Here is a 17,564-nt window from a genome sequence, read left to right as displayed (position 1 = left end):
TACTCGCACCGCGTTTGTGCTAATCTATATCAATACTATAGCGGGTCGCGGTCAGACTGCATGTCGGGATGTGCAGCGGCAAAGGCCGGCAGGGTCGCGGCGTTCGCGGCGGCGGTGGCCAGACAGGGGTAGCGTGAGAGATCGACGGCGAAGCGTTCGGCCGCATAGACCTGCGGCACGAGATAACAGTCGGCCAGCGTCGGCGTGGCGCCAAAGGCATAGCGGTCGCCGTGGCGAGCGATCTGTGGCTCGATCGCATCGAATCCCGCGGTCATCCACCGCGCGATCCAGGCTGATACCTGATCGGGCGTCGCGGCGAAATCTGTCCTGAGTGCATCAAGGATCCGCAGATTGTTGACCGGATGAATGTCGCACCCGATCGTCGCCGCAATGCCGCGCACGATCGCGGCCTCGGTCGGATCGGCGGGCAATAGCGGCGCCGCCGGATAGGTCGCGTCGAGCCATTCGAGGATGGCAGGCGACTGCGTGAGGATCGTGCCGTCGCCAATGTCCAGCGCGGGCACCAGCCCTTGCGGGTTAAGCGCGAGATAGCGCGCGTCACGCTGCGCGCCGGTCCTGAGATCGTGCGTGCGCTGCTCATAGGAGCACTGCTTCAGGTTCAGCGCGATCCGCACGCGGTAGGAGGTTGTCGACCGCCAATAGCCGTGCAGGATCATGCCGGCAGCACCGCCTTGGGGAAATCGGCCCAGACAGCGTCATAGTCGAGCTGGGCATGCGCCAGCGCATGCGGCGTCGGTCGGTAGGGCCAGCAGCTCTCGACCATGAAGGCCATGGTCCCGTCGATCTTGTGCGGCTTGAGATCGGCGTTGGTCGCGGCGGTCCAGCTATCGAGGTCGGGACCGTGGCCTGCCATCAGATTGTGCAGGCTGAGACCGCCGGGTGTGAAGCCGGCCGCCTTGGCGTCATAGGCGCCTTGGATCAGACCCATCGCCTCGGACATGACGTTGCGGTGGAACCAGGGCGGGCGGAACGTATCCTCGGCGACCATCCAGCGCGGCGGGAAGACGACGAAATCGGCGTTCGCGCGGCCGGGTACGTCGGAGGGCGAGGTCAGGACGGTGAAGATCGACGGATCGGGATGGTCGAAGCTCACCGTGTTGATCGTGTTGAAGCGCGCAAGATCATAGCGCCACGGCGCCAGATTGCCGTGCCACGCCACGACATCGAGCGGACTGTGCTCGAGCGTCGTGCACCACAGCGAGCCCATGAATTTCTGGATCACCTCGAACCGCGTGTCGCGATCCTCGAACCAGGCGACCGGCGTTTCGAAATCGCGCGGATTGGCTAGCCCGTTCGCGCCGATCGGACCTAGATCGGGCAGACGGAACAGCGCGCCATGGTTTTCCGCGACATAGCCCGTTGCTTGCCCATCGGGTAGCAAAGCCCGGAAACGAACACCGCGCGGGATGAGCGCGATCTGGCCGGGCGCGACCATGATCCGCCCGAGCTCGGTCAGGAGTTCGAGCCGCCCCGCCTGGGGGATGAAGAGCAATTCGCCATCGGCATCGACAAAGACCCGCGCGGTCATGTCGCGGTTGGCGGCATAGAGGTGGACCGCGACGCCCTCCAGATCCGCAGGATCGCGGGTGGCGAGCATCGTCGTCATGCCGTCGATCAGGTCGGTGCCCGGGGAGGGTGGCGCGCTCGGGTCCCAGCGCAACCGGTTGGGCGCCAGCGGACAGTCCTGCGCGTCCGCCGCGAAACGTGCGGCGCCGTCATACCGGACATAGGGCGGATGTTCGGCGGTCGGGCGCATGCGGTACAGCCAGCTCCGCCGGTTCTCGTGACGCGGTGCGGTGAAGGCCGTGCCCGACAGCTGCTCGGTGTACAGCCCGAAGGGGGGCCGTTGTGGCGCATTGCGGCCGATGGGCAGCGCGCCTGCGACGGCCTCGGTCGCGACATGGTTGCCGAAACCCGAAATATAGCCGGTGGCGGCCGGGTCATTGGCCATCGTAACACTCTCCTCGCGCACCCCTGTTCGACGTGCCGCGGGGGCCGGGGGTTTCGCCAAGGACGATGGCCCCCGGCCAATATGGTGTCAACTGTTACCAGTTTGCGCTGCTTTTGCTTCCTGCCGGAAGCGGTGGAGCAGGGGTTCTGTATAGCCGTTCGGCTGATCAAGCCCTTCGAAGACGAGCGCGCGCGCGGCGCGATAGGCAAGGCTGGTTGCTTCGTGCCCTGCCATCGGCCGATAGTGCTGATCGGAAGCATTCTGCGCATCGACCTTGGCCGCCATCTTCACAAAGGCGGCATCGACCTCGGCGGGCGTTGCGATGCCGTGGAGCATCCAGTTCGCCATATGTTGCGAGCTGATCCGCAGGGTCGCGCGATCTTCCATCAGGCCGATGTCATGAATGTCCGGCACTTTCGAGCAGCCGACGCCCTGGTCGATCCAGCGCACGACATAGCCGAGAATGCCCTGTGCATTGTTCTCGAGCTCGTCGCGGATCTCGTCGGGGGACCAGTTATGGCCGTGTGCCAGCGGGATCGTCAGCAGCTTCTCGAGCGGCGTGACCGGCTCGCTCTGTCGTGCTGCCTGCCGCGCGAAGACGTCGACGCGGTGGTAATGCGTCGCGTGGAGCGTCGCCGCGGTGGGTGAGGGGACCCAGGCAGTGTTGGCGCCGGTCATCGGGTGTGCGATCTTCTGGTTGAGCATGTCCGCCATGCGATCGGGAGCTGCCCACATGCCCTTGCCGATCTGCGCGCGACCGCTGAGGCCACAGGCGAGGCCGATCTGGACATTGCGATCCTCATAGGCGGCGATCCAGGCGCTCGCCTTCATCTCGCTCTTTCGGATCATGGGTCCGGCGCGCATCGCGGTGTGCATCTCGTCGCCCGTACGATCGAGGAAGCCCGTGTTGATGAACACGATGCGGTCCTTCACCGCGGCGATGCAGGCGGCCAGATTGGCCGAAGTGCGGCGCTCCTCGTCCATCACGCCGACCTTGATCGTGTGGCGGTCGAGGCCGAGCAGATCCTCGATCGCGTCGAACAGCCGATTGGTGAAGCCCGCTTCGTCGGGGCCGTGCATCTTCGGCTTGACGATGTAGATCGAACCCTGGCGGCTGTTCCTGAAGCGGCCGGTGCCGTTCAGATCGTGCAGCGCGATCAGCACGGTCACGATCCCGTCAAGTATGCCCTCGGGCGCCTCCGTCCCATCGGGCAGATGGATCGCGGGTGTGGTCATCAGATGGCCGACATTGCGGACGAACAACAGGCTTCGTCCCGGCAGGACGATCTCGGACCCGTCCTGCGCGGTGTAGCGCCGGTCGTCCTCCAGCGACCGGGTCAGCGTCCGGCCCCCCTTGTCGAACTGCGCCTCCAGATCGCCCTTCATCAGCCCCAGCCAATTGGCATAGGCTGCGACCTTGTCGTCGGCATCGACTGCTGCGACCGAATCCTCAAGGTCGACGATCGTCGTGAGCGCGGATTCGAGCCGGACATCGGCCAGTCCGGCGGCGTCGGACGCGCCGATCGGATGGTCGCGATCGATGACAAGTTCGATATGCAGGCCATTGTGGCGCAACAGAATCGTGCTGCCGGCATGGCCGCGGAGCTGATCCGGTTGTGCCAGCACGGGCGGGCTGCCGTCCCAGTCGGTCCACGAACCCGTCGCAAGCGGCACGCTGGAATCAAGGAACGCCTTGGCCCAGGCGATCACCTGTGCACCGCGGTCCGGATCATAGCCCCGACCGGACGGCGTTCCGGGGATCACGTCGGTGCCGTAGAGTGCGTCGTACAGGCTGCCCCAGCGCGCGTTTGCGGCGTTGAGGACGAACCGGGCGTTGAGGACCGGCACGACCAGCTGCGGGCCTGCCAGCCGTGCCACCTCGTCATCGACGCGGGTCGAGGTCGCCACAAACGGCGCAGGCTCCTCAACGAGATAACCGATCTCACGGAGGAAGCGCGCCTGGGCATCCGGATCGACGGGGCGGCCGCCAAGCGCGCTGTACCAGGCGTCGATCTTCGCTTGCAGCGCGTCGCGGTGGGCAAGCAGAGCGCGATTTTCAGGTGCGAAGCGGGCGTAGATGTCGGCCATTCCGGACCAGAAGGCGGACGGGTCGACTCCCGTGCCGGGCAGCGCCTGGTCATCGAGGAACCGTGCCAGCGGTGCGGCGACACGGAGCCCCGCCTTGTCTATCATGCCGTCAGACGTCGCGCTCATCGCTCTCTCCCTATCTGACGATCATTCTATACGACCGCCAGGCTGTTCGGTAGACGATCAAGTGTTGAAGCTGTCGATCACCGGGGGAATGAATGGATCCGGATGCCGCCTTGTTCGTCGACGTCGTCGCGGCCGGAAGCCTGAGCGGGGCTGCCCGCTTGCGCGGCATCTCCCCGGCGATGGTATCGAAACGGATCGTCCGGCTCGAGACGCGGCTCGGAGTGCGGCTGCTCAATCGTACGACGCGGCGGCTCGAGCCGACGGCGCGAGGGGAGCGGTATCACGCGGACATGGTCGCGATCCTTACCGCGATTCGGGAGGCCGAGGGGCGGGTCGGCGACCGGGCCGCCGGGCCGAGCGGTCCGCTCCGCGTCAGCGCGCCGACGTCTTTCGGGCGCTTGCATATCGCACCTAGGCTCAAGCCTTTTCTCGATGCGCATCCCGACATCGCGCTGGAACTGAACCTGTCCGACGGCTTTTCGGACCTGCTCGGCGAGGGTATCGACCTCGCGATCCGGATCGCGCCGACGGTCGAGCCGGGTTTTGACGCGCACCGGCTGGGCGACAGCCGCCGGGTCCTGTGCGCCGCACCCGCCTATCTCGAAATGGCGGGAATTCCCGGCAGCGCGGCGGCGCTGGGTGACCATCGGCTGCTCGCGGCGCGCGGGCAGATGCCGTGGCGGCTGACGGGGTCTGACGGCGATTTCACGATCGATGCCGCGAGCCACGTGCGCACGAATTCGAGCGAGGTCGTGAGAGAACTCGCGCTGTCGGGCGTGGGGATCGCGCTGCGGTCGCTGTGGGACGTCAGCAGTGATCTGGCGGCGGGGCGGCTCGTTCGCGTCCTGCCGGCGATCGAGGGGAGCGCGGATGTGGGGATCTTCGCGCTGCACCCGCGCGGTGCAGTGCCGTCGTCGGTCGTTGCACTGCTCGACTATTTGCGGACGCTGTGGACACCGTCACCGCCCTGGGCCGGCTGATCGAGCGCGCTGGTCACCGCGTCGATCCGGCGGAGCATCGCCGTGAATGCAGCGACTTCGGCCGGGTCGAACTGCGCAAAGATCCGCGCCTCCAGATCGCGCGCCTTGGGTGCGACCGCAGCGTAAAGCGTGCGACCGGCATCGCTGAGCATCAACAGGTGCGAGCGACGGTCGCTGGCATTGGCGCGCCGTTCGAGAAGGCCTCGCTCGACCAGCGCGATCGCCGCGCGGCTTACCGTAACCTTATCCATGCGCGTACGATGACCGATTTCCGCCTGCGTAATGCCGCCGGTTTCGGCGATGACGGCGACCAGCCGCCATTCGGGGATCGAGAGGCCGAACAGCGATTCATAGCTGCGCGCGATCGTGTCGCTGACGAGGTTCGACGTGAACGACAGCCGGAACGGGATGAAGTCGTCGAGCAGCAGTGGGCGGTCGGATGAAGCGGTCATGGCCCGGGATAGTATCAGTTGACACGATCTGCGTAAACGCGCAGTTGGTATCCAACGATACTATAAAGCTGTGAGAGGCTGTCGCATCATGGAGCATATGGACGTCAACCCGATGGGGTTGGATGGTTTCGAGTTCTGCGAGTTCACATCGCCCGATCCGGCGGCGATGGGCAAACAGTTCGAGCAATTGGGTTTCGTGCCCGCGTCCCGGCATCCGACCAAGGCAGTGACCCGCTACAAACAGGGTCGCATTAACCTTTTGCTCAACGCTGAACCGACGGGGCAGGCCGCGACGTTCCGCGCCGACCATGGTCCTTCGGCGAACGGCATGGCGTTCCGTGTTGCGGACGCCAAGGCGGCTTTCGACGCTGCGCTGGCACGGGGCGCGAAGGCGGCCGATGCGTCGCTCGGTGCGCTGGGCGACGAGAGCTACGCGCTGGAGGGGATCGGCGGATCGCTGCTCTATCTTGTTGACCGTCATGGCGGCGCTGGCAGCCTGTACGATGCCTGGGATCAAATCCCGGGCGCGGCGGAGGCCGAGGCGGAGAATTCGGTCGGTCTCGATCTGCTCGACCATCTCACGCACAACGTAAAACGCGGCCAGATGCGGACCTGGTCGACCTTTTACGGCCAGATTTTCGGGTTCGAAGAGCAAAAATATTTCGACATCAAGGGCAAGGCGACGGGCCTGTTCAGCCAGGCGATGATCGCGCCCGATCGCGCGATCCGGATCCCGCTGAACGAGAGCCAGGACGACCACAGCCAGATCGAGGAGTTCATCCGCGATTATAATGGCGAAGGCATCCAGCATCTCGCGCTGACCACCGACGATATCTACACGACCGTCGAGAAACTGCGCGCGCGCGGCGTGCGGCTGCAGGACACGATCGAGACCTATTACGAACTGGTCGACAAGCGCGTGCCGAACCATGGCGAGGATCTCGAGCGGCTGCGGCGCAACCGGATCCTGCTCGACGGCAATGTCGGTGAGGAGGGGCTGCTCCTCCAGATCTTCACCGAACCGCTGTTCGGGCCGATCTTTTTCGAGGTCATCCAGCGCAAGGGTAATGAGGGGTTCGGCAACGGCAACTTCCAGGCGCTGTACGAATCGATCGAACTCGACCAGATCCGGCGTGGGGTGATCACGGTCGACGCGTGACGACGTCATGACGGACATGCAGGGCGAGCCTAGCGACGGCAATGTCGTGAGCGATACTCCGTCGTCGGTGCGGCTGTTCGCCACGCCGGCCGGGATTGCGCTCGGGTCGATCGAGGCGATCGCACCCGGCCAGTCGAGAGGCTATGTCGTGCAGATGCGCGCGGGGCGGTTCCACGGTTTTGCGGTTCGGCGCGGTGACGGGGTCGTCGGCTATGTCGACCGCTGCCCGCACGCCGGACTGCCACTGGCGCGCACCCTCGACGACTATCTGAGCCCGAATGGCGACCTGATCGTCTGTGGGTGGCATTCCGCACTGTTCAGGATCGACGATGGCCGCTGCGTCGGCGGTCCCTGCATGGGGCAAGCGCTTGCGGTCTGGCCGATCACGGTCGTAGACGGCGTGATCACGACGCTTGGTGCGACAGCTGCGGTCTCTGACCCCCGCTGAGCATCGGGCGAGAACGGTGAAGAGAGCAGCCCGGCAAGCCACGGGAATAATACGGTAAGGAGAGTTTCGTGACGCCAGATTTCGACTTCGCGCTGGGCGAAGCCGCGGACATGATCCGCGACACGACGCAGCGTTTTGCGAAGGAGAAGATCACTCCGCTGGCTGCGAAGATCGATGCGGAGGATTGGTTTCCCCGCGAGCTCTGGCCGGCAATGGGCGAGCTGGGGCTTCACGGCATCACCGTCGAGGAAGAGTATGGCGGGCTCGGGCTCGGCTATCTCGAGCATGTCGTTGCGGTCGAGGAAGTATCGCGCGCATCGGCGTCGATCGGCTTGAGCTATGGCGCGCATTCCAACTTGTGCGTCAATCAGATCCGCCGCTGGGGCAATGCCGAGCAAAAGGCGAAATATCTGCCCAAGCTGGTGTCGGGCGAGCATGTCGGAAGCCTCGCGATGTCCGAAGCCGGGGCGGGATCCGACGTCGTGTCGATGAAGTTGAAGGCGGTGAAGACCGAGAGTGGCTATGTGCTGAACGGCACCAAGTTCTGGATCACCAACGCGGCCTATGCCGATACGCTCGTCGTCTATGCGAAGACGGGGGAGGGATCGAAGGGGATCACCGCCTTCCTGATCGAGAAGGACATGCCGGGATTCGCGATCGGGCAGAAGATCGACAAGATGGGCATGCGGGGATCCCCGACCGCCGAGCTTGTCTTCACCGATTGCCACGTGCCGTTCGACGCAGTGATGGGCCCGGAGAATGGCGGCGTCGGCGTGCTGATGTCGGGCCTCGACTATGAGCGCGCGGTGCTCGCGGGCATTCAGCTCGGCATCATGCAGGCCTGTCTCGACGTGGTCATCCCCTATGTCCGCGAACGCAGGCAGTTCGGGACCGCGATCGGGCAGTTCCAGCTGATCCAGGCGAAGGTCGCGGACATGTATGTCGCGTTGAGTTCTGCACGTGCCTATGTCTATGCCGTCGCGCGGTCCTGCGATGCGGGCAAGACGACGCGGTTCGACGCGGCGGGCGCGATCCTGCTGGCGAGCGAGAGCGCGGTGAAGGTCTCGCTGGAATCGATCCAGGCTCTGGGTGGCGCGGGCTATACCAAGGACTGGCCGGTCGAGCGCTACATGCGCGACGCCAAGCTGCTCGATATCGGCGCGGGGACGAACGAGATTCGCCGGATGCTGATCGGACGCGAACTGATCGGTGCCGCGCCCAAGGTGATGCAATGAGCGTGCTGATCAGGTCGCGGCGGGGTGAACGGTGAGCGGTCCCGTCCTCGATACGAAGGTGTCGGTCGACGCGGAGACGTTCCAGGCGAATGCGGCGCACAACCGCGCGCTCGCCCAGCGCCTGCGCGACGACGTTGCGCGCGTCGCGCTCGGCGGAGACGCCCGGTCGCGCGACCGGCACGTTGCGCGTGGCAAGCTGCTGCCGCGCGACCGGGTCGAGCGCTTGCTCGATCCGGGTTCGCCGTTCCTCGAGATCGGCCAGCTCGTCGCCAATGGGCTGTATGACGATGCGGTGCCCGGCGCGGGGGTGATTGCGGGGATCGGCCGCGTTGCCGGTCGGCAGTGCATGATCCTGTGCAACGATGCTACGGTGAAGGGGGGGACCTATTTTCCGCTGACCGTCAAGAAACACCTGCGAGCGCAGGAAATCGCACAGGAAAATCGGCTGCCCTGCATCTATCTCGTCGATAGTGGTGGGGCGAACCTTCCCCATCAGGCAGAGGTATTTCCCGATCGCGAGCATTTCGGCCGGATCTTCTACAACCAGGCGCAGATGTCGGCGTTGGGGATACCGCAGATCGCGTGTGTGATGGGGAGCTGCACTGCGGGCGGCGCCTATGTCCCGGCCATGTCCGACGAGACGATCATCGTCCGCGGGCAGGGCACGATCTTCCTCGCTGGGCCGCCGCTGGTCAAGGCGGCGACGGGCGAGGTGATTTCCGCGGAGGACCTCGGCGGCGCGGACACGCATGGACGGCGGTCGGGCGTCGTCGATCATGTCGCGGAATCGGACGACCACGCGCTGACGATCGTTCGCGACATCGTCTCGACCTTGCCGCCACAGGTCCCTGTCACGGTGAACCGGCAACCGGCGCGCCCGCCGAAATACGACGCTGAGGGGCTTTACGGTGTCGTGCCGTCCGATGTGCGCGCGCCCTATGACGTGCACGAAGTAATCGCACGGCTGGTCGATGGCAGCGAATTCCATGCGTTTAAGGCGCTCTATGGTACCTCGCTGGTGTGCGGGTTCGCGCATATCCACGGGCTCCCCGTTGCGATCCTCGCCAACAACGGCGTCCTGTTCAGCGAAAGCGCACAGAAGGGCGCGCATTTCATCGAGCTCGCCTGCCAGCGCAAGGTACCGCTCCTGTTCCTCCAGAACATCTCGGGCTTCATGGTTGGCGGGAAGTACGAGGCGGAAGGCATTGCCAAACATGGTGCAAAGCTCGTGACGGCAGTCGCCACCGCGACCGTGCCGAAGATCACAGTGCTGATCGGCGGCAGTTTCGGCGCCGGCAATTACGGCATGTGCGGACGCGCCTATTCGCCACGCTTCCTGTTCAGCTGGCCGAACAGCCGGATCAGCGTGATGGGCGGCGAACAGGCGGCCTCGGTCCTCGCCACCGTTCACCGCGACGCAGACGACTGGACGGCGGAGGAAGCCGAAGCGTTCAAGGTGCCGGTTCGTCAGAAATATGAGGACGAGGGGAATCCCTGGTACGCGACCGCGCGCCTGTGGGACGACGGGATCATTGATCCCGCGCAGACCCGTGACGTGCTCGGCCTCGCGCTCGCCGCGACGCTCAACGCTCCCATCGCCGAACGCCCCGCGTTCGGTGTGTTCAGGATGTAAGCCGATGATCCTGCTATCGTTGCTGCTGGCCGCGGGTCAGGTCACTCCGGTCCAGCCGATCGTCAAGGGCACCGGCTTGCCGCCAGCCGTGGTGACGGAGGAGGCCGGCGTCATGGTGCCGATCGACGCGATTTTGGCCGCGCTGGCCACCCGCGATGGCCAGGCACTGCTCGCACAGGTGCGCCCCGAGGGGGGGGCTACGGCCGTGGAAGAAAAGGCCGACGGCACGCGCATCATCCGCCGGACCGCCTGGTCCGACTTCGCCGCCGGTCTGAAGCCCGGGCCGGAGCGATATGCGGAACGCCTGACGGATCCCGCCGTGGATATCGATGGCGATATCGCGATGGTATGGTCGCCCTATGTCTTCATTATCGACGGCCGGGTCGCGCATTGCGGGACCGACCATTTCGACATGGTGCGCGAAGCGGGCCGGTGGAAGATCCTCAACATCACTTGGTCTAAGCGGACCACCGGATGCCCCGCGCAATGATCGAATCACTGCTCATCGCCAATCGTGGCGAGATCGCCTGCCGCATCATTCGCACGGCTCGGGCGTTGGGAATCCGCACGATCGCGGTCTATTCCGATGCCGATGCGGGCGCGCTGCATGTCCGGCACGCGGACGAGGCGGTGCATATCGGTGCGAGCCCGGCGCGCGAGAGCTATTTGGTCGGAGAGCAGATCATCGCCGCCGCGCTCGCCACCGGCGCTGAGGCTATTCATCCGGGGTACGGGTTCCTGTCCGAGAATGCGGACTTCGCGCAGGCCGTGCTCGACGCAGGGATCCTGTGGGTAGGCCCCGATCCCGACAGCATCCGCGCGATGGGGCTGAAGGATGCCGCAAAGCAGCGGATGATGGCGGCCGGCGTTCCGGTGACACCGGGCTATCTGGGGAAGGACCAGTCGCCCGATCGGCTCCAGCGCGAGGCGGATGCCATCGGCTACCCCGTCCTGATCAAGGCCGTTGCGGGCGGCGGCGGCAAGGGTATGCGCCGCGTCGATGCGTCCGCCGACTTTGCCGACGCGCTCGCTTCGTGCCAGCGCGAAGCTTCCGCTTCGTTCGGCAATACCGACGTGCTGATCGAGAAATATATCCTGTCACCGCGGCATATCGAGGTGCAGGTGTTCGGCGATCGGCAAGGCAACGTCGTCCATCTGTTCGAACGTGACTGTTCGTTGCAGCGCCGGCATCAGAAGGTGATCGAGGAGGCCCCGGCGCCCGGCATGGATGATACGACGCGCGCGGCGATCTGCGCGGCGGCGGTGCGCGCGGCACAGGCCGTGAACTATGTCGGCGCGGGTACGATCGAGTTCATCGCCGATGCGAGCGAAGGCCTGCGCGCCGATCGGATCTGGTTCATGGAAATGAACACCCGGTTGCAGGTCGAGCATCCCGTCACCGAGGAAATCACCGGACAGGACCTTGTCGAGTGGCAGCTGCGGATTGCCAGCGGCGAGGCGTTGCCGCTGCAGCAGCATGATCTTGCGATCCGCGGCTGGGCGATCGAGGCCCGGCTCTATGCGGAGGATCCCGCCAAGGGTTTCCTGCCGTCGATCGGGCGGCTCGAGGCGTTCGATCTGGGTGATGCGACGCGGGTCGATACGGGTGTCGAACAGGGGGCGGACATCTCGCCTTATTATGACCCGATGATCGCCAAGGTGATTGCCTGGGGCGACACGCGTGAAGCCGCGCGCGAGACGTTGGCGGAGGCGCTGGACAAGGCGGTCGTCTGGCCAGTCCGGTCAAATGCGGGGTTTCTCGTCCAGGCGCTCGACCATCCGGAATTTGTCGCGGGAACGCTCGATACCGGGCTGATAGCCCGCGAAGGTGCGGCGCTGATGCCCCCGGCGCAGCCCAGCGAGGAAGCGCTGATCGAGGCCGCGCACACGCTCGTACGCGTCGAACCGATGGCGGGCTTTCGCCTCAACGCGGCACCTTTGAAGACGGCGCGGTTCCTGCTCGACGACGACATCGTGACGATCGATCTCGACGGTCGCGGCGTCCATGAACCAGTCGATGCCGCCCTCGTTTCCGATGCCGGGCAGACCTGGCAGTTGCGGCCCTGGCGTGCGTCTGGCGCGGCGATGGGGGCGGCAGCGGATGGCGCGATCTTATCACCGATGCCGGGACGGATCATCGCGGTCGACGTAGCTATCGGGGACCATGTCGCAAAGGGGCAGAAGCTCGTGACGCTGGAGGCGATGAAGATGGAGCATTCGCTCATCGCGCCGTTCGACGGGACGGTTGCCGAACTGACCGCGATCGAAGGCGGGCAGGTGAGCGATGGCATGGTGCTCGCGCGTATCGAGAAGGATGACTGATGGCCGGCCGCTATTTCGACCGATGGGCAGTCGGCGACCGGATCGTCCATGAGATCCGCCGCACCGTCACGGAGACGGACAACCTCCTGTTTTCGACGATGACGCACAATCCGCAGCCGCTGCACCTCGATGCGGAGGCGGCGAAGGCGAGCGAATTCGGCCAGATCCTCGTCAACGGCACCTTCACCTTCGCGCTGATGGTCGGCCTGTCGGTTGGCGACACGACGCTCGGGACGCTCGTCGCCAATCTCGGTTACGACAAGCTCGTGCATCCGAAACCCGTCTTCATCGGCGACACGATGCGCGCCGAGACCGAGGTCGCCGAGCTCAAGCCCAGCCGGTCGCGCCCGAACGCCGGGATCGTCACATTCATGCACCAGCTGATCAACCAGCGTGACGAGATCGTCTGTCAGTGCCTTCGCTCGGCACTGCTGCTGCGGACGCCGGCATGAGGTTGCGCTCGCTGCTGTTCGTGCCCGCAGACCGGCCCGAGCGTTTTGCGAAGGCCGCAGCGAGCGGGGCCGATGCCATCATCCTCGATCTGGAGGATTCGGTCTCGCTCTCCCGCAAGGCTGTTGCCCGCGAGGCGGTCCGGGCCGCGTTGCAGGACCACACCGACGTCGTGCGGATGGTCCGGATCAATCCCGTCGACTCGGGGTGGCTGGACGACGATATCGCTGCGGCGAGGGGCGCCGATGCGATCATGCTGCCCAAGGCGACCGGACCCGCGACCGTCCTCGCGCTGGTCGAGGCTTATGGCGATGACTGTCCGCCGATCCTGCCGATCGCGACCGAAGTGCCCGCCGCGATCTTCACATTGGGCGAATATGCGCGGGTCAACGACCGGTTATGCGGCCTGACCTGGGGCGCCGAGGACCTGCCCGCGGCGATCGGCGCGGCGACCAGTCGGGAGGACGACGGGTCCTATACCGATCCCTATAAGCTCGTACGATCACTGCTGCTGTTCGGCGCGCATGCGACGGACGTCGCGGCGATCGAAACGGTCTATCCAGCAATCGCGGACATTGACGGGCTGGCAGCCTATGCCGCGCGCGGCAGCCGCGACGGCTTTACCGGCATGATGGCGATTCATCCGTCGCAGGTCGCCACGATCAACGCCGCGTTCACGCCGGATGCGGCGAGCGTTGCACGTGCGCACGCCGTCGTCGCAGCGTTTGCGGCGGCTCCCGAGGCCGGCGCGCTGCAGCTCGATGGGCGGATGATCGATGCGCCGCACTTGCGTCAGGCGCGGGCGATCCTCGCGCGACTCTAGGCCCATTGGCGACGGGTATTTTCTGCGCTACCGTCGCCTTGCGAAACCGGTGAAGGCCGGCGTCGCAGATCGCGTCGGTGCCCCTCGGGGCTTCAAAGGGAATGCGGTGCGGGAGGCGAGCCTCCTCATGCCGCGGCTCTCCCTGCAACTGTAAGCGGTGAGCGCGGTGCGCATGTTCCTTCGTCACGAGGGGACGACCACTAGGCCTGAGCGAAAGCGCAGGGCTCGGGAAGGTCGCGTACCGGGCGTCGACCCGCGAGCCAGGAGACCTGCCGGCGCTCGGTCGCTCTTGCCATGGTCCAGGGGATGGCCGCGGCACGGTACTCCGTCTGAGCGACGAACCATGCGGCGGGGGCCGCATCGGTGCGCGTGGCGGGTGCGGTTCGGCGTACACCCCAAGCGTTGCGCCGGCCGTCCGGATCATCGGACGGCAGGCCCCGGCTGGTCGCTCGTGACGCCGGGGGTATCGTTTCATGACCAGAATTTTCGTTTCGCTTGCGGCGCTCGCGACCGCCACGGCCTTTGCATCGCCGGCTGCGGCCGAGCCCGATCCGGTTACTGCGCCGACGGGCGAGGCGGCAGCGGGTGGCGCCGAGCTGGTGATTACCGCATCAAGGTCGGGGGACGCTGTTCCCGCCGATCAGCTCGGGGCGTCGGTGACGGTGCTCGACGCAGCGACGCTCGACCAGCGGCAGACGCGGATCGTGTCCGACGTGCTGCGCGACGTCCCCGGACTGGCGGTCAGCCGGACCGGCGCGGTCGGGGGGACGACGCAGGTCCGGATCCGCGGGTCGGAGGGCAATCACGTGCTGGTGCTGATCGACGGGATCGAAGTGTCCGATCCCTATCAGGGCGAATATGATTTCGGCACACTGATTGCCGACGAGGCGGCACGGGTCGAGGTGCTGCGCGGCCAACAATCGGCGCTGTACGGGTCCGACGCGATCGGCGGCGTCATCCAGTATCTCACGCCGAGCGGCGCGGAGGCCCCGGGCGTATCACTGCGGGCCGAAGGGGGATCGTTCGGCACGTTTTCTGGAGGCGCCCGGGTCGCGGGCGTGGCGGGCAATCTCGATTACGCGCTGTCGAGCTCGACCTACCTCACCGACGGCACGCCGACCGCACGGGGCGGATCGCGCGACATCGGCGCGAAGAGCGTCGGCGCGACGGGCAAGCTCAGCTGGTCGCCGACCGACATGCTGAAGGTCACGGGCGTCGGGCGCTATAGCTATACCGATGCCGACAGCAACGACACGGCATTGAGCGGCCCGCAGTTCGGCACGATCGTCGATACGCCCGGCGCGCGCAGCACGGTGGAAGCCTATTACGGGCTTCTCCGCGCCGAGTTGGCGCTGGCGGATGGCCGCTGGACGAATGCGCTCAGCGGCCAGTTTGCCGATACGACACGCCGGGCGCTGGTCGACGATGCCTTGAGCTTTGGCAACAAGGCACGACGGTACAAGGGATCGTTCGAAAGCGCCTTCCGGTTCGGCACCGATCGCATCCGGCATCGGCTGACCGCCGCAGTCGATGTCGAGCGTGAGGAATTCCAGACGCTTAGTCCGGTCCCTTCAGAGTTCGTCTTCACCGGACGGCGGCACACTGACAATGTTGGGATCGTGGGACAGTATGACGTCGTGATCGACGATGCGCTCGCGATCGGCGGATCGGTGCGGCGCGACGAGAATAACCGGTTCGATGACACCACCACCTATCGCGCGCAGGCGAGCTACCGGTTCGCGACCGGAACGCGGGTGCGCGGCGCCTACGGTACCGGCGTGAAGAACCCCGGCTATTTCGATCTCTTCGGCTATTCCGACGGTCGCTACATCGGCAATCCGAACCTCACGCCCGAAAAGTCAAAGGGGTGGGAAGCCGGGGTCGAACAGGCTTTCGGGGGGGATCGTGCGACGATCGGCGCGACCTATTTCGACAGTCGGCTGAAGAACGAGATCTTCACTACCTATCCTGCCCCCGACTTCGTCGCGACGCCCGGCAACCGCGATACGCGGTCGACGCAGCATGGCGTCGAAGTGTTCGCCACAGCCCGACCGATCGCACAACTGCGCTTCGACCTCGCCTATACCTATCTGAAGGCGCGCGAGGACGGGGGCGTGGAGATCCGGCGCCCCAACCATATCGGCAGCGTCAACATGACCGCATTCAGCCGCGACGAGCGCGCCTCGGCGACCCTCACCGTCCGGTATAATGGCCGGCAGCAGGACGATGCCTATACCGATCCGAGCTATGTCCCTGTCCGCGTTTCGCTCCAGGAATATGTCCTCGTCAACCTGAACGCGGCGTACAAGCTGACGCCCCGGCTATCGGTCTTCGGTCGGGTCGAAAACCTGTTCGACGAGCGGTACGAGGAGGTGTTCAGCTATGTTGGCCAGGGGCGCGGCGCCTATGCCGGCGTGAAGGCAGCATTCTGATGCGGAGCGAGGCGGAGCACACGGCGCGGATGGCCAAGAAGAAGGTCGTCCAGGACAAGATCGTCGCGGCCAAGACGATCGAGAAGGGCCTGCTGATGGTCCACACCGGACCGGGCAAGGGCAAGACCACCGCGGCGCTTGGCATGGCGGTGCGGATGATGGGGCATGGGCGAAAGGTCGGGATCGTACAGTTCGTCAAGGGTGCGATGACGACCGGCGAGAAGGTCATCTTTGACGCCTTTCCCGATCTGGTCGAATTCAAGCCGATGGGCGAGGGCTTTACCTGGGATACGCAAGATCGGGCCCGCGATATCGCGGTGGCGCGCGAAGGGTGGGACGAGGTCCGCCGAATGATCCTCGACCCGAGCTATGCGATGGTCATCGCCGACGAGATCAACATCGTCCTGCGCTATGACTATCTGCCACTCGACGAGGTGCTTGCGGGGTTCGCGGCGCGACCGGCGATGACGCATGTCGTGGCGACGGGACGCAACGCGCCCGAGGCGTTGATTGCCGCGGCGGATCTCGTCACCGAGATGGGGCAGGTCAAGCATCCGTTCCGGGGCGGGGTCAAGGCCCAGGCCGGCGTTGAGTTCTAACGGTCGCGGCGAGGAACGGTCGGACGCGGCGTGCGCAACTGCGCTGCGAGGCTTCGCGCGGCCAGCACATAGGCGGGACCTCCGCAGACGGTCCACGCCTCGGGGATGCGCAGACGGGGAATCCCGTCGAGAATCGGATGATGCAGCATTTCGGTGCCCTGATCGGTCACGTGGTCGGTGGCGCTTTCGACTATGAGATAGTCCGGGCGTGCGAGCGCCATCTGTTCAAGCGACAGTTGCGATAGTGCCGGTTTGCCGAGCCGGGTCGCGAGATTGGCAAGCCCGAGACGCTGCATCAGTTCGTCGACGAGCGTGCCGGTACCGGTCAGGAAACCCCGACGCTGATAATAGGCTGCCGTACGACCAACTCCCGGCGCGCGCGGCAATTGTGCAAGCGCGGTGTCCATCCGGCGGATCAGCGTTTCGCCGCGATCGCGGTGGCCGATGGCCGCGGCAACCTGACGGACTTGCAACACGATCGCGGCATAGCTGTCCGCGGGGGGCAGATCGAGCGTATCGACGTGCCGTCCGGCCAGCACGGCCGTGACCGTCTGGCGTCGGAACGGCGAGGCGATGACCAGATCGGGACGCAGCATCAGCACGTCTTCTGCGCTGCCGCGGCTGACGGGCATGGTACGCGCGGCGTTGGCGGCAGCGGACATGTTCGGATCGCGCGCGAACCGGGTCAGTGCGACGATCTGTGCGGGGTCGGCGAGCGCCAGAAGATATTGGTCCGCGCACAGGTTGAGCGAGACGATACGCCGCGGCGGTCTAGGCGCCGCCGCCGCGGCAGGTGCGCCGGCGGCGGCGATCATCAGGATGGTCAGGAGACGGCGGCCGCGCAT

General features: G+C 65.7%; 16 protein-coding genes and 1 riboswitch. Of the genes, 11 read left to right on the top strand and 5 right to left on the bottom strand.

Annotated elements, in window-relative coordinates; all coding sequences use genetic code 11:
• Positions 1 to 35: 35 nt before the first annotated feature.
• The 3 genes from maiA to IFS44_RS02325 form a co-directional block, all read right to left on the bottom strand.
• Positions 36 to 677 (bottom strand): maleylacetoacetate isomerase, encoded by a 642-nt coding sequence (gene maiA / locus IFS44_RS02335; RefSeq protein WP_192097340.1) that lies wholly within the window; start codon positions 675 to 677, stop codon positions 36 to 38.
• A complete protein-coding gene (gene hmgA / locus IFS44_RS02330; RefSeq protein ID WP_192097339.1) occupies positions 674 to 1,972 on the bottom strand; it encodes a homogentisate 1,2-dioxygenase in 1,299 nt (432 codons plus the stop codon). The genes maiA and hmgA overlap by 4 nt, the downstream gene beginning before the upstream one ends.
• Positions 1,973 to 2,059: 87 nt before the next feature.
• The gene (locus IFS44_RS02325) at positions 2,060 to 4,186 is read right to left on the bottom strand and encodes a malate synthase G (protein ID WP_244649832.1); all 2,127 of its coding nucleotides are present in this window, start codon (positions 4,184 to 4,186) and stop codon (positions 2,060 to 2,062) included.
• Positions 4,187 to 4,278: 92 nt separating this feature from the next.
• Between IFS44_RS02325 and IFS44_RS02320 the strand changes: the two genes are divergently transcribed.
• Entirely contained in the window at positions 4,279 to 5,166 is an 888-nt protein-coding gene (locus tag IFS44_RS02320; RefSeq protein WP_192097338.1) for a LysR family transcriptional regulator, read from the top strand.
• Here the strand turns inward: IFS44_RS02320 and IFS44_RS02315 are convergent.
• Complete coding sequence (locus IFS44_RS02315; RefSeq protein WP_031439069.1) at positions 5,121 to 5,618, bottom strand: MarR family winged helix-turn-helix transcriptional regulator; 498 nt, start codon at positions 5,616 to 5,618, stop codon at positions 5,121 to 5,123. The genes IFS44_RS02320 and IFS44_RS02315 overlap by 46 nt on opposite strands.
• Positions 5,619 to 5,706: 88 nt before the next feature.
• Here IFS44_RS02315 and hppD point away from each other — a divergent pair, with 88 nt between their 5' ends.
• The 10 genes from hppD to cobO all read left to right on the top strand — a co-directional run bounded on the left by hppD (position 5,707) and on the right by cobO (position 16,719).
• On the top strand, positions 5,707 to 6,777 hold the full coding sequence (gene hppD / locus IFS44_RS02310) for a 4-hydroxyphenylpyruvate dioxygenase (RefSeq protein WP_031439068.1): 1,071 nt from the start codon (positions 5,707 to 5,709) through the stop codon (positions 6,775 to 6,777).
• Between the two features lie 16 nt (positions 6,778 to 6,793).
• Positions 6,794 to 7,225 (top strand): Rieske (2Fe-2S) protein, encoded by a 432-nt coding sequence (locus IFS44_RS02305; protein WP_192097531.1) that lies wholly within the window; start codon positions 6,794 to 6,796, stop codon positions 7,223 to 7,225.
• 68 nt (positions 7,226 to 7,293) lie between these two features.
• Positions 7,294 to 8,460, top strand: coding sequence for an isovaleryl-CoA dehydrogenase (locus IFS44_RS02300; RefSeq protein WP_342366307.1), 1,167 nt, complete (start codon positions 7,294 to 7,296; stop codon positions 8,458 to 8,460).
• A 31-nt stretch (positions 8,461 to 8,491) separates the two neighbouring features.
• Positions 8,492 to 10,093 carry a carboxyl transferase domain-containing protein gene (locus tag IFS44_RS02295; RefSeq protein ID WP_192097337.1) on the top strand — a complete coding sequence of 534 codons (1,602 nt, stop codon included), beginning with the start codon at positions 8,492 to 8,494 and terminating at the stop codon, positions 10,091 to 10,093.
• A 4-nt stretch (positions 10,094 to 10,097) separates the two neighbouring features.
• Positions 10,098 to 10,583 (top strand): hypothetical protein, encoded by a 486-nt coding sequence (locus IFS44_RS02290; protein ID WP_192097336.1) that lies wholly within the window; start codon positions 10,098 to 10,100, stop codon positions 10,581 to 10,583.
• A complete protein-coding gene (locus tag IFS44_RS02285) occupies positions 10,580 to 12,415 on the top strand; it encodes an acetyl/propionyl/methylcrotonyl-CoA carboxylase subunit alpha (protein WP_192097335.1) in 1,836 nt (611 codons plus the stop codon). Before IFS44_RS02290 ends, IFS44_RS02285 begins: the two co-directional genes overlap by 4 nt.
• Positions 12,415 to 12,867, top strand: coding sequence for a MaoC family dehydratase (locus IFS44_RS02280; RefSeq protein ID WP_192097334.1), 453 nt, complete (start codon positions 12,415 to 12,417; stop codon positions 12,865 to 12,867). Before IFS44_RS02285 ends, IFS44_RS02280 begins: the two co-directional genes overlap by 1 nt.
• Positions 12,864 to 13,688, top strand: a complete 825-nt coding sequence (locus IFS44_RS02275) for an HpcH/HpaI aldolase/citrate lyase family protein (RefSeq protein WP_192097333.1) — start codon at positions 12,864 to 12,866, stop codon at positions 13,686 to 13,688. The genes IFS44_RS02280 and IFS44_RS02275 overlap by 4 nt, the downstream gene beginning before the upstream one ends.
• A gap of 58 nt (positions 13,689 to 13,746) precedes the next feature.
• A riboswitch (cobalamin riboswitch) is annotated at positions 13,747 to 13,979 on the top strand.
• Positions 13,980 to 14,161: 182 nt separating this feature from the next.
• Positions 14,162 to 16,120 (top strand): TonB-dependent receptor plug domain-containing protein, encoded by a 1,959-nt coding sequence (locus IFS44_RS02270; RefSeq protein WP_192097332.1) that lies wholly within the window; start codon positions 14,162 to 14,164, stop codon positions 16,118 to 16,120.
• A complete protein-coding gene (cobO, locus tag IFS44_RS02265) occupies positions 16,120 to 16,719 on the top strand; it encodes a cob(I)yrinic acid a,c-diamide adenosyltransferase (protein ID WP_197977715.1) in 600 nt (199 codons plus the stop codon). Before IFS44_RS02270 ends, cobO begins: the two co-directional genes overlap by 1 nt.
• Here the strand turns inward: cobO and IFS44_RS02260 are convergent.
• A complete protein-coding gene (locus IFS44_RS02260; protein ID WP_192097331.1) occupies positions 16,716 to 17,564 on the bottom strand; it encodes an ABC transporter substrate-binding protein in 849 nt (282 codons plus the stop codon). The genes cobO and IFS44_RS02260 overlap by 4 nt on opposite strands.

The sequence above is a fragment of the Sphingomonas sp. CFBP 13706 genome (assembly GCF_014842355.1).
Classification (GTDB): domain Bacteria; phylum Pseudomonadota; class Alphaproteobacteria; order Sphingomonadales; family Sphingomonadaceae; genus Sphingomonas; species Sphingomonas aerolata.
The sequence above is the reverse complement of the archived record's forward strand: the minus strand, read 5'-3'. Positions and strand labels throughout refer to the sequence as shown.